The organism is Rhodoblastus acidophilus (assembly GCF_900187365.1).
In the GTDB taxonomy this organism is placed as follows: Bacteria; Pseudomonadota; Alphaproteobacteria; order Rhizobiales; family Beijerinckiaceae; genus Rhodoblastus; species Rhodoblastus acidophilus.
The window spans coordinates 403379-415126 of record NZ_FYDG01000001.1 but is presented as its reverse complement, the minus strand read 5'-3'; the positions used below and the strand labels follow the sequence as shown (position 1 = coordinate 415126).

9 protein-coding genes are annotated in these 11748 nt (G+C 67.0%); 4 read left to right on the top strand and 5 right to left on the bottom strand.

All coding sequences use genetic code 11. The features are described from left to right. Nucleotides 1–17: 17 nt before the first annotated feature. Both CFB24_RS01730 and CFB24_RS01725 read right to left on the bottom strand, forming a co-directional pair. Nucleotides 18–1070 (bottom strand): Gfo/Idh/MocA family protein, encoded by a 1053-nt coding sequence (locus CFB24_RS01730; protein ID WP_088518839.1) that lies wholly within the window; start codon nucleotides 1068–1070, stop codon nucleotides 18–20. An 11-nt stretch (nucleotides 1071–1081) separates the two neighbouring features. Then, on the bottom strand, nucleotides 1082–1798 hold the full coding sequence (locus CFB24_RS01725; protein WP_088518838.1) for an inositol monophosphatase family protein: 717 nt from the start codon (nucleotides 1796–1798) through the stop codon (nucleotides 1082–1084). A 96-nt stretch (nucleotides 1799–1894) separates the two neighbouring features. On the opposite strand from CFB24_RS01725, the gene CFB24_RS01720 reads away from it, so the two are divergent. The 4 genes from CFB24_RS01720 to CFB24_RS01705 all read left to right on the top strand — a co-directional run bounded on the left by CFB24_RS01720 (nucleotide 1895) and on the right by CFB24_RS01705 (nucleotide 8683). After that, nucleotides 1895–2758, top strand: a complete 864-nt coding sequence (locus CFB24_RS01720) for an SMP-30/gluconolactonase/LRE family protein (RefSeq protein ID WP_088518837.1) — start codon at nucleotides 1895–1897, stop codon at nucleotides 2756–2758. Between the two features lie 47 nt (nucleotides 2759–2805). Continuing rightward, nucleotides 2806–6546, top strand: coding sequence for a tetratricopeptide repeat protein (locus tag CFB24_RS01715; RefSeq protein WP_088518836.1), 3741 nt, complete (start codon nucleotides 2806–2808; stop codon nucleotides 6544–6546). Nucleotides 6547–6600: 54 nt separating this feature from the next. Next, a complete protein-coding gene (locus tag CFB24_RS01710) occupies nucleotides 6601–6810 on the top strand; it encodes a hypothetical protein (RefSeq protein ID WP_104469675.1) in 210 nt (69 codons plus the stop codon). 145 nt (nucleotides 6811–6955) lie between these two features. After that, nucleotides 6956–8683, top strand: a complete 1728-nt coding sequence (locus CFB24_RS01705; protein ID WP_088518834.1) for an HAD family hydrolase — start codon at nucleotides 6956–6958, stop codon at nucleotides 8681–8683. A gap of 81 nt (nucleotides 8684–8764) precedes the next feature. Here the strand turns inward: CFB24_RS01705 and glnA are convergent, their stop codons facing one another. The 3 genes from glnA to sseA form a co-directional block, all read right to left on the bottom strand. Then, entirely contained in the window at nucleotides 8765–10174 is a 1410-nt protein-coding gene (gene glnA / locus CFB24_RS01700; RefSeq protein WP_088518833.1) for a type I glutamate--ammonia ligase, read from the bottom strand. Nucleotides 10175–10216: 42 nt separating this feature from the next. Continuing rightward, a complete protein-coding gene (locus tag CFB24_RS01695; RefSeq protein ID WP_088518832.1) occupies nucleotides 10217–10555 on the bottom strand; it encodes a P-II family nitrogen regulator in 339 nt (112 codons plus the stop codon). 230 nt (nucleotides 10556–10785) lie between these two features. Further along, nucleotides 10786–11640 (bottom strand): 3-mercaptopyruvate sulfurtransferase, encoded by an 855-nt coding sequence (gene sseA / locus CFB24_RS01690; RefSeq protein WP_088518831.1) that lies wholly within the window; start codon nucleotides 11638–11640, stop codon nucleotides 10786–10788. Between the last annotated feature and the right edge of the window lie 108 nt (nucleotides 11641–11748).

The window sequence follows — 11748 nt, the reverse complement described above, 5'->3', positions numbered from 1 at the left end:
ATGCCGCCCATCCATTGCTATTCCCCCACCACCTGCAATTTCTCATGCAGGTCATCACCGATCCGGTGATCGTTTTCATAAATCCGGTCGATCAGGCTCATCACCTCCAGCGCCTGTTCCGACGTGCCATACGTGACCGGCATGCCGAGCGTCACGGCGTCCATAAAATGCTCGGCCTCGCTGCGCCAGGAGGTGTCCACCCGGAAATGCAGCTTTTCCTCGTTTTCCCAGCACGCCGCCGGCGCGATGCTGCGGTTCTTGGCGATTGAGAGCTGCTCCTCGCCATACGTGCCCGACGATGTTTTCAATCCGTTGAGCACAAGATAGCCGCGCTCCAAAAACACCTCCAGCGAGAACAAGTGCCGCCATTGCGTCATGGTGGAGTGGAACGACACTTCGATGCCGGTGTCGCGGTTGCGCATGATGGCGAACACGTTGTCCTCAATGCCTGGAATGTTCCAGTAGCGCGAGGAGACGAAGGCGTGGACCTCGTCGAAGGGAACGTCGCCCATGTGCAGGAACAGGTCGAGCATGTGGATGCCCTGGTCGAGCAGGATGCCGCCGCCGGCGCGCGCGGAATCGGCGCGCCAGGTGTGCAGATAGTTCTCGTCCACGCTCTTGCCGTAGCGGCCGCGCATCCACAGCACGCGGCCGTAAACGCCGCTGGCGATCACGTCCTTCATCTTGCGCACGCCGCCGTGGTGGCGGTGGTTGAAGCCGTACATCAACACCTTGCCGCAGGCGCGCTCGACCTCCATGATCTCGCGAACCTGCGCGGCGTTGAAGGCTGGCGGCTTCTCGCAGAACACATGCTTGCCGGCGCGCAGGGCGGCTTGCGTCAGCGGCATATTGGCGTCGTTGACGCCGCAGATGAAAATGCTGCCGATCTCGGGATCGTTGATGATTTCCTGCGCGCTGGCCGCGACCGGATATTTCGGCGCGTCAATCGGCAACGGGTCGAAGATTTTCACAACGGTCGCGCGTCCGTCCTCCTCCAGCGCCTGGGCGCGGATCTGGCCCATCTTGCCGAAGCCGACAATGCCGACGGATTTCGCAGCTTGCGCGTTCATTATTGTTCCTCTCACGCCGCCACGGCGACGTCCATTGCGTAGCCGTCGCGCGGCGCGCAGTCGATGCGGCGGGCGCCTGCGGCTCTGGCCAGCGCCAGGCCGGCGGCGACGTCCCACCACATGATGTTCTGCTCCTCATAGCCGTCGAGCCGGCCCAGCGCCAGCCAGGCCAGCGACAGGGCGGCTGAGCCGATCATGCGGATTTTGGTGTAGTCGCGCGTGGCGGCGCCGAGCCGCGCGGTGACAGCGGCGGGATCGGATTTGGAGGGGTAGCCGGTGGCGAGGATCTGCCGTCTGGCCGCCACGAGGCCGGAACAGGGCGCGCCGTTGAGGGTTAAAGGCGCGTCCTCGCCGCCCGCGATCATTTCGTCGCGCGAGGGATCGTAGATCACGCCCAAACGCGCGCGCGGGGCGGCGGGGGGGCCGTCGCACAGCGCGATCGAGACCGCGAACAACGGGATGCCGCGGGAAAAATTGAACGAGCCGTCGAGCGGGTCGATCACCCAATGCGGCCCGTCGGTCGGCGATGTCTCGCCCCAACCGGTTTCTTCGCCGAGAATGGGGTAGGGGCTTCGCGCGGAGAGCGCGGCGCGGATGGCCGCTTCGCAGGCGGCGTCTTCGGCGAGCTTGATGTCGCGCCCCAGTTGGGAGGCGACATGGGCGCGGCCCGGTTGCAAAAGGAACCCGGCGGCGCGGGCGGCTTCGGCGGCGATCTCGATCGGGTTCATGGCGTTCCGGCGATGATGCGGTCGTCTTAGCACTGTTTTCGGCCGCGTTCGAGCTTTATAGTCAGGTTTTGGTTTCCACTTCGGAGTCCTTCGCCCATGGCCGGCGTGTTCGCCCTTGCGCTCGATTGTCGTTGCCAGCTCGGCGAATCCCCGGTCTGGCTCGCCGATGCGCAGGCGCTGCTGTTTGTCGATATCAAGGGGCGGCGCCTTCATCGTTTCGCGCCGGAGACGGGGGCGCATGAGGCGGTCGCGGTGGATGAGGAGATCGGCTGCGTCGCGCCGGTTCGGGACGGCGGGCTGATCGCCGGCCTTCGCAGCGGGCTGTGGCTGCTGCGGCGGGACGGGAGCAAGCTCCGGCTGTTGGCGGCCAATCCGGAAGACCATGCGACCAGTCGGTTCAACGATGGCCGGGTCGATCCGCGCGGGCGCTATCTGGCCGGCACGGTGGACGAACCCAAGGCGGGCGGCGCCGCGGGCCTCTATCGCTACGACGCGCGCGGGCTGACGCGGATCGCCCAGGGACTGCTGACCTCGAACGGACTCGCCTTCTCGCCCGACGGCCGCACGCTGTATCACGCCGACACGCCGCGTTATCGGGTCGATCGCTACGATTACGATCCGGAGACCGGCGCCGTTGCGAACCGCCGAATGTTCGTGCAACTCGATCCGGCGGTCACCGGGCGGGCGCGGCCCGACGGCGCGGCGGTCGATGCGCAGGGCTGCTACTGGACCGCGCTTTACGATGGCGGCCGGGTGCATCGCTATAGTCCCGACGGCGATCTCATCGCCTCCTATCCGGTTCCGACCGCGCGTCCGACCATGCCGGCTTTCGGCGGCGCGCGGGGGACGACTGTGTTCGTGACCAGCGCGCGCGACGAGGCCGGCGACGGGGGCGGACTGTTTGCGATGGAGGCGGATGTCGCGGGGGCGCCGCCGCCGGCGTTCGATCCTTCCGTCTAGTCGAAGGCGGTCGGCGCGGAAGCGGGGTTGGAACGATTGAAAACGGATTGACCATTTTGGACGCGAATTGCGAACATGCCGTCGAGAGCGGCGACGCGACGGACCCCCATGCGCTTTATGAATTGGGGCGTCGCGCCAGGGAGGAGGGGCGCGACGATGAAGCCGTCGCGCTATTTACGCGCAGCCTCGCCCTGAATCCGGAGTTTTCGCGGGTCTGGCATGGCCTCGGCCTGATCGCGCGCGAGCGCGGGGCGCGGACCGAGGCGCTCGCGCATTTCCGCGAGGCTTTCGCGCGCGAGCCTGAGAACGTCTGGATCGGCCACGACTATGGCCATGAATTGCGTGAGGCCGGCCAGCTTGAGGAGGCGGAGGCGGTCTATCGCGGGTTGGTCGACAAGATGCCGGATTTCGCCCGCTGGCGGCAGGCGCTCGGCCAGATCCTGCGCCAACGCGGCGCGCGGGCCGAAGCGCTCGACCTATTTCGCGCAGCCTGGAGCCTCGACGCCGAAAATATCTGGATTGGCCACGACTTTGGCCATGAATTGCGGGAGGCCGGCCGGATCGAGCAGGCGGAGGCGGTTTATCGCGAGGTGATCGCCAAACAACCGGATTTTTCGCGCGGCTGGCAGGCGCTCGGCCAAATGGCGGCGGCGCGCGGGGCGCATGAGGAGGCGCTGGGTCATTTTCGCCGGGCTTTGGCCTGCGAACCTGGCAATGTCTGGATCGCAAATGCTTTGGGGCAGGCCTTGCGCGAGGCGGGGCGCCTCGATGACGCGGAGAAAGCGTTCCGCGACATCGTCGCGAGCGCGCCGGATTTCGCCCGCGCCTGGCAGGCGCTCGGGCAGATCGCCAGCCAGCGCGGCGCCTGGGACGAGGCGCTGGCCCATGCGCGCGCCGCCGCCGCTCAAGAACCCGACAACATCTGGATCGGCCAGGATTTGGGCCGCGCTTTGCGGGAGAATGGGCGTCTCGACGAGGCCGAGTCGGTGTTTCGCGGCCTTGTCGCCCAAAAACCCGATTTTTCACGGGGCTGGCAGGCCCTCGGCCAGATCGCCCGGCAACGCGGCGACTGGGAAGCGGCGCTGGCGCATTTGCGTCAGGCGCTGGCCTGTGAGCCGGACAATGTCTGGATCGCCAACGAACTCGGCCAGAGTCTCAGGGAATGCGGCCAACTCGACGACGCCGAGGCGATCTTTCGCGCGCTCATTGGCCAAAAACCCGATTTCGCGCGGGCGTGGCAGGCCCTTGGCCAGATCGTTCGGCAGCGCGGCGAGTGGGAGGAGGCGCTGGCGCATTTGCGCGCCGCGCGCGCCGGCGAGCCCGACAACGTCTGGATCGGTCTCGATCTCGCCTATGCCCTGAGGGAGACCGGGCGACTGGACGACGCGGAGGAGGTGTTCCGCACCCTCATCGCCCACAAACCCGATCTCGCGCGGGCGTGGCAGGCCCTTGGCCAGATCGCCCGCCAGCGCCGCGCGCCCGAACCGGCGCTCGATCATTTCCGCGCCGCCCACGCCGCCGAACCGGACAATGTCTGGATGGCGCAGGATGTCGCCTTCACGCTGCGCGATCTCGGCCGGCGCGACGAAGCCGAGGATTTTGCGCGCGCGTTCGCGGAGGCCCATGAAAATTTGGGGCTCGCCTGGACGGTCGTGGCCGACCTGTCCCGAGGCCACGCGTCCGACGAGGACATCGCCGCGCTCCATCGCCGCGCCGTTCAGGCTGAGCCGGATTGCGTTCACGCGCGGCGGGCGCTGGCGAACCATCTGGCCTCCAAGGGAAAGCTCGCCGCCGCCGCCGAACAGTTCGACGCCATTCTCGCGCTCGACGGCGCCCATGTCGCGGCTTTGATCGGCAAGGGCCAGATCGCGGCGCGCATGGGGCAGGGCGATCTGGCGCGGGACTGTTTCGGCCGCGCCGCCGCGGCGCCGGGCGCCCCGGTCCAGGCGCTGGTCGAATTGGCGCGGCTGGATTTCGAGGCCGGTCGCCTTGAGGAATCCGAGCGTCGCCTGCGACAGGCGATCGCGCGCCAGCCCGGTTCGGCCTATCTTCACATGCGGCTTGGCGCCAATGCGCGCGCCCTCGGCGATTTCGCCGCCGCCGAAGCCGCTTTTGCGGCGGCCGCCGAGGCGGACCCTTCCGTGGTTCAGGCGGCGACCGAGCGGGCGATGTGCGAGTTCAGCCGTGGCGACGCCGCATCGGCGCTCGAACGCGTGCGCCGCGCCATCGCCGACTTTCCACGGCATCCGGCGCCGTTGGAGACGATGGCCTTTTTTGCGCAGGTCTTCGACGATTTCGCCACGGCGGCGGACTTGCGGCTGCGGGCGCTGGCGTTGGACGCCGGCAATCCCGGCTCGCATATAGCCCTGGCTTTTTGCCTCGTCCGGCTGGGCCGCGTCGCGGACGCCGAACAGGCTTTGGCGCGCGGCGAGCGGAATTTCGGGGCGACGCCCGCGCTGGCGATGAGCCGCGCCGACATCGCCCGCGATCGCGGCGAACCGACGGTCGCGCTGAAAATTTTGGACGCGGCGCAAGCGCATTTTCCCGACGAGTTTGAAATCGCGTCGCGACGGATCGGGCTTTTGATCGCGCTTGGCCGTTTTGTCGAAGCGGAGAGTGAACTGGCGGCGCGCGATTCCCTCAACGCGCGGGAGCGGGCGCGCCTCGCCGGTTGGCGCGGGCTGCTGGCCCTGGCCCGCTGGCGTCCGCGCGAGGCGCGCGGCTGTTTCGACGAGGCGCTCGCGCTCGATGGCGGCGACGCCGGGCTGAACGAACAAGCGGCCCGCGCGGCTATGCTGTTGCCGGATGTGGCTCTGGCGCAGCGTCATCTCCGCGCCTCCGCGCAGCGGAACGTCGGGCATCGCCTGCGCAACCGTGGCGAGGGCCGCGCCACGCAGACCATGACGGGGCAGATTCTCGACGAATTCCGCCTGGATTGCGGTTTGCTGGAGCAGATCGCGGCGGCGAACATCGGACCCGACGCGGCGCAGCGGCTCGCCGTCCTGGCGCGGGACAATCCCGACCATACGCCGACCGCCCTGCTATTCGTCGTCGCCTTGCGCCGCGCCCGGCGCTTCGCCAAGCCGCGCTTTGGCGCCGGGGCCGCGCGCGGCGCCATCCCCGCCAATATCGCCCAGTTTTGGGACCAATCGCTTCCGGCCGATGTGGCCGTCTATTGCGACAGTTGGCGCAGCCTCAACCCGGATTGCGCCTATCGGCTGTTTTCGTCCATCGAAGCCCGGGAGTTTCTGAGGCGCCACGACATGACGCGCGTTCTGGGGGCCTATGACCGCGCCTGGGAGCCGGCGATGAAGGCCGATCTGTTCCGGCTGGCCTTTCTCTATGCGTGCGGGGGCTACTGGGCCGACGCCGACGACCGCTGCGTCGCGCCGCTGTCCCATCTCGACAGCGCGCCTTACGATCTGATCCTGTCTCAGGAAGATATAGGCTCGATCGGCAATAATTTCCTCGCCGCCGCGCCCCGGCATCCGCTGATCGCCGCCGCGCTGGCGGCGGCGACGGAGGCGGTCGAGAACGGCGATTCCGACATGGTCTGGCTCTCCACCGGGCCGGGCCTGATAACCCGGAGCGCCGCCTTTTATTTTGCGGACGACGCCAACGCGTTGGCAAAAACCCTGGTGCTCGACGGGTTCGAACTGGGGCATTTCGACGCCACGCGTTGCGTCGCCGCCTACAAGTTCTCGCGCAAGCATTGGACCCGCACGACGTTCGGCGACGTTCCGCGCGATTTGCTGGCGAGCTTTTCGCCGCAACCGGACGCGGACTGATCGCGTCGGCGCCGAACCGGCCTCCTGCGCGTTACCAGCGGACAGGAGACCGGCATGCGAATCTACCGAAAGAACCCGATGATGAGTCTTTGGTTGAGCGGCGCCAACAGCGTCATGGGCAAGGCGACGAGCGCCGCGCGCGGCCTGATGACCGCCGCCGCCCGCCAACAGCAGCGCGCCATGACGCGCGAAGCGGAAAAAATGGCCGCCGCTCTGTGGCCGCGTCCCCGCAAAGAGGCCGCGCCAAAAAAACGCCGCAAGTGACGCACGGCGCCTGAGGCCGCGCTGGCGGCGGTTCGGGGGCTTGTCGGCCGCGTCGGGCTCAGGCTCGCCCTGCTGGCGTGGGGGCGTGACCGGAACGGCGGCGGGGCCTGCGGCGTTGCCTTGTCGATTCCTGCCCGGAGCCGGCATGTATATTCTTGGCCTCGCCACCGATTATGATGGCACCCTCGCGCATGACAGCCGCGTGGATGACGCGACGCTTGCCGCGATGAAGCGTTTCAAGGCGTCAGGGCGCAAGCTGATCCTGGTCACAGGCCGAGAAACGCCCGATCTGGAGCGAGTCTTTCCGCATCTCGCCGTGTTCGACCGGGTGGTCGCGGAAAATGGCGGGGTGCTGGTCGATCCGGCCGGCGGATGGCGAAGACCGCTGGCGCCGCCGCCGCCCGAACGTCTGGTGGCGGCGTTGCGGGAAAAAGGCGTGACGCCGCTGTCGGTGGGGCAGACCATTGTCGCCACGTGGGAGCCGCATGAGGAGACCGTGCTGCGCGCGATCCGCGACCTCGGGCTCGAATTGCAGATCATTTTCAACAAGGGCGCCGTGATGGTCCTGCCGGCGGGCGTCAACAAAGCCTCGGGCTTCGCCGCCGCGCTCGACGATCTCGGCCTGTCCGCCCACAATGTGGCGGCGGTCGGCGACGCCGAAAACGACCACGCCTTCTTGCGCGCCAGCGGCTTCGCGGTCGCGGTCGCCAATGCGCTGCCCATGCTGAAGGCCGGGGCCGATCTCGTGACCGAGGCGCGGCAGGGCGCCGGCGTGGTCGAATTGATCGAGGCGATTTTGGCGCGCGATATCGACGCCTTCGCCGTGCCCGAGCGCGAGCGGATCGAGATCGGCGTCGAGGGCGAGGGGGAGGACAGGGTGACGCTGTCGCCCGCCGGCGGCGCCGTCCTGATCGCCGGGGCGTCGGGCGGCGGCAAATCCACCACGGCGGCGGCGCTGGCCGAACAGATTGTCGGCCAGGGCTTTCAGGTTTGCGTGTTCGACCCGGAAGGCGACCATGTCGATCTCGCTGGGACGGTGGCGCTTGGCGATCCGCAAACCGCGCCGCGCGCTCAGGCGGTTCTGGACCAGTTGCGATCTCCGGATGTCAATGTCGTCGTCAATCTGCTCGCCCTGGACGCCGCCGACCGGCCCGCGTTGTTTTCCGGCATCATGGCGCAACTCGCCGTCTTACGCGCCGAAACGGGGCGGCCCCACTGGATTCTGATCGACGAGGCGCATCATCTGCTGCCGTGCGAGCGCCCGGCCCATGCGCTCGCCCTGCCGCAGCGATGGCCCGGGGCGATCCTGCTGACCGTCGATCCCGGTTGCGTCTCGCCGTCGGCGCTCGCCGCGGTCGAAAATCTGTTTGCATTGGGCGCGGAGGCCGAGAGCGTCTTGCGCGCCTTCTGTGCGGCTGTCGGCGAGGCGCCGCCATCTGTTCCAGCCGCGCCGTCGCCGGGGCAGGCGTTGCACTGGCGCCGGGGCGGCGGCGCGCGGCTGGTTTCGCTGCGCGCGCCGCAAAAGAAGATCGAGCGTCACGTGCGCAAATATGCCGAGGGCGAGCTGGGGCCGGACAAGAGTTTTTTCTTTCGCGGCCCGCGCGGCGCGCTCAATCTGCGCGCGCAGAATTTGACGGTCTTTTTGCAGCTCGCCGAGGGCGTGGACGACGAAACCTGGCTGCACCATCTGCGCCGCCACGATTATTCCGCCTGGGCGCGCGGGGCCATCAAGGATGATGCGCTCGCCGACGAGATCGCGGCGGCGGAAGACGCCGGCAAAAACGACGCCAAGACAAGCCGCGCCAGCGTCAAGGCGGCGATCGAGCGACGCTATACCGCGCCGGCGGTCGCGCGCGCGCGCCGTCCGGCCTGAAAAGAAAAAGACCGCCCGAAACGGGCGGTCTTCTGTGTCTTGTCGAGCGGGCTGCGCCCGCCCGAGGTCGATCCTAACGGATCAGACCGAATAGTACATGTCGTATTCGACCGGATGCGGGGTCATGTCGGTGCGATAGACTTCCTGCATTTTCAGCTCGATGTAGCTGTCGATGAAGTCGTCGTTGAACACGTCGCCGGCCTTGAGGAAGGTGCGGTCCTTGTCCAGCGATTCCAGAGCCTGGCGCAGCGAGCCGCACACGGTCGGGATCTTCTTCAGCTCACGCGGCGGCAGATCGTACAGATCCTTGTCCATCGCGGCGCCCGGATCGATCTTGTTCTGGATGCCGTCGAGGCCGGCCATCAGCATGGCCGCGAAGGCCAGGTACGGATTGGCGGTCGGATCGGGGAAGCGAACTTCCACGCGCTTGGCCTTCGGGCTGTTCGTCCACGGAATACGGCAGGAGGCCGAACGGTTGCGGGCGGAATAGGCCAGCAGCACCGGAGCTTCGAAGCCGGGGACCAGACGCTTGTAGGAGTTGGTCGACGGGTTGGTGAAGGCGTTGAGCGCCTTGGCGTGACGGATGATGCCGCCGATGTAGTACAGGCATTCCTGCGACAGGTCGGCGTATTTGTCGCCAGCCATCACCGGCTTGCCGGCCTTCCAGATCGACTGGTGGACGTGCATGCCCGAGCCGTTGTCGCCAAAGATCGGCTTCGGCATGAAGGTCGCGGTCTTGCCATACGAGTTCGCGACCTGATGGATCGCGTACTTGTAGATCTGCAGGTGGTCGGCCATCGTGGTCAGCGTGCCGAACTTGAGGCCGAGCTCATGCTGGGCCGAGGCCACTTCGTGATGGTGCTTTTCGACCTTGGCGCCCATGGCCGCCATGGCCGCCAGCATCTCGCCGCGCATGTCCTGGCAGGAATCGACCGGCGGGACCGGGAAATAGCCGCCCTTGGTGCGGACGCGGTGGCCGAGGTTGCCGCCCTCATAGGGGGTGTCGGAGTTGGTCGGCAGTTCGACGTGGTCGAGCACGAAGCCCGTGTTGTAGGGGTCGGCCTTGAAACGGACGTCGTCGAAGACGAAGAATTCGGCTTCCGGGCCGAAGAAGGCGGTGTCGCCGATGCCGGTGGACTTGAGATAGGCCTCGGCCTTCTTGGCGATGCCGCGCGGGTCGCGGTTGTAGGGCTCGCCGGTCATCGGGTCGAGAATGTCGCAGACGATCGACAGGGTGGAGGCGGAGAAGAAGGGGTCGATGCAGGCGGTGGCCGGATCGGGCATCAGCTTCATGTCGGATTCGTTGATCGCCTTCCAGCCGGCGATCGAGGAGCCGTCGAACATCTGGCCTTCGGCGAAGAAGTCCTCGTCGACCATGGTGATGTCGAAGGTGACGTGCTGCCACTTGCCCTTCGGATCGGTGAAGCGGAGGTCGACATACTTGATGTCTTCGTCCTTGATTTTTTTAAGCACGTCCTTGGCAGTCGTCATTTTGCGCCTCTTGAGAAGATGACGTTTTTGGGAGGGGGAAGATCAGACGGCGTCCACGCCGGTTTCTCCGGTGCGGATGCGAATTGCGCCTTCAATGTTGGAAATGAAAATCTTGCCATCGCCGATCCGGCCGGTCTGAGCCGCCTTGCGGATCGCCTCGACGGCGCGCTCCACGGCCTCGTCGGCCAGAACCAGCTCGATTTTGACCTTGGGGAGAAAGTCCACGACATATTCGGCGCCGCGATAAAGCTCTGTGTGGCCTTTCTGACGCCCGAAACCCTTGGCTTCCGTTACGGTGATGCCATGAAGGCCCGCCTCCTGGAGCGCCTCCTTGACCTCGTCGAGCTTGAAGGGCTTGATGATCGCTTCGACTTTTTTCATTCCCGGGGGCTTCTCCCTGTCAAACGCGGGTTTTCGGCCGCCGCGCGTAACCAAAGCGTCATAGCACCGCAACGCTTGCCTTGCCAGCGAGTCGAGGAAGGATTTTTTCGCAAACTGCCTACAAGAAAGGCAAACTTGCTGAAAAGGTGTGCAGGCGTGAAAGAGTCTCGTGGGAGTCGCGCGAACGCCCTCTCGGGCGCGCGTTCACGCGCTCCGGCGCGTTTTTCGCCTCAGGCGGGGCCGATGGCGACCGGTCGATCCGAGACCTGCCCCCATTCCGACCACGAGCCGTCATAAACCGGCGCGATGTCATGGCCGGCGTTGGCGAGGGCGAAGGATAAAATTGAGGCAGATACGCCGGAGCCGCAGGTGGTCAGCGTCGGCCGCGCCGGATCGATGCCCGCCTTTGCGAAAGCGGCCTCGAGATCCTCGCGCGGACGCAACCGGCCCTCGTGCAGCAGGTCGGTCCAGGGCAGGTTGCGCGCGCCGGGAATATGGCCGGAGCGCAGGCCCGGCCGCGGCTCGATTTCGTCGCCCTGGAAGCGGGCGGCGGAGCGGGCGTCGAGGATTTGCGTCGTCTTCTTCTCAGAGGCCGCGCGGATGTCGTCGAGCGAGGCCACCAGCGAATGGTCGAGCCGCGCGGTGAAATGGCGCGGCTGCGGCAGGGCGGGGCCGTCCGCGACCGGGCGTCCCTCGGCGAGCCATTTGGGCAGGCCGCCGTCGAGGATCACGACGTCGCGCGCGCCGAAAACCCGGAACGTCCACCACACGCGCGGCGCGGAAAACAGCCCGAGCGAGTCGTAGACCACGATCTTCATGCCGTCGCCGACGCCAAGCTTGCGCGCCGCGCTGGAAAAGGCGACGGCGTCGGGCAGCATGTGCGGCAGATTGGTGGATTTGTCCGCGATGGCGTCGATGTCGAAATGCACCGCATGCGGAATGTGCTGGCGCAGGAACTCGGCGTGAGCGTCGCGGTTGGCGCTGGGCAAATGCCAGGAGGCGTCGACGATGGCGAGGCCCGGCGAGCCCAGGCGCTTCGCAAGCCAATCGGTGGACACCAGCAAATCTTGATTCAAACCGGTCATGCGCGTCTCCCTTGCGGCGACAAGTTAGCGCAACGGCGCGCGGATTGAAGCCCTTTCGAAAGACGCGCCGCAGTTTGGCGCCGCGCCGCGCCTCGTCAGGCGCCGCGC

Coding starts and splice junctions, on each gene's coding strand:
- CFB24_RS01695 (WP_088518832.1), bottom strand. CDS start 10,555: ATGAAAAAAGTCGAAGCGATCATCAAGCCCTTCAAGCTCGACGAGGTC.
- sseA (WP_088518831.1), bottom strand. CDS start 11,640: ATGACCGGTTTGAATCAAGATTTGCTGGTGTCCACCGATTGGCTTGCG.
- CFB24_RS01720 (WP_088518837.1), top strand. CDS start 1,895: ATGGCCGGCGTGTTCGCCCTTGCGCTCGATTGTCGTTGCCAGCTCGGC.
- CFB24_RS01710 (WP_104469675.1), top strand. CDS start 6,601: ATGCGAATCTACCGAAAGAACCCGATGATGAGTCTTTGGTTGAGCGGC.
- CFB24_RS01725 (WP_088518838.1), bottom strand. CDS start 1,798: ATGAACCCGATCGAGATCGCCGCCGAAGCCGCCCGCGCCGCCGGGTTC.
- CFB24_RS01705 (WP_088518834.1), top strand. CDS start 6,956: ATGTATATTCTTGGCCTCGCCACCGATTATGATGGCACCCTCGCGCAT.
- CFB24_RS01730 (WP_088518839.1), bottom strand. CDS start 1,070: ATGAACGCGCAAGCTGCGAAATCCGTCGGCATTGTCGGCTTCGGCAAG.
- glnA (WP_088518833.1), bottom strand. CDS start 10,174: ATGACGACTGCCAAGGACGTGCTTAAAAAAATCAAGGACGAAGACATC.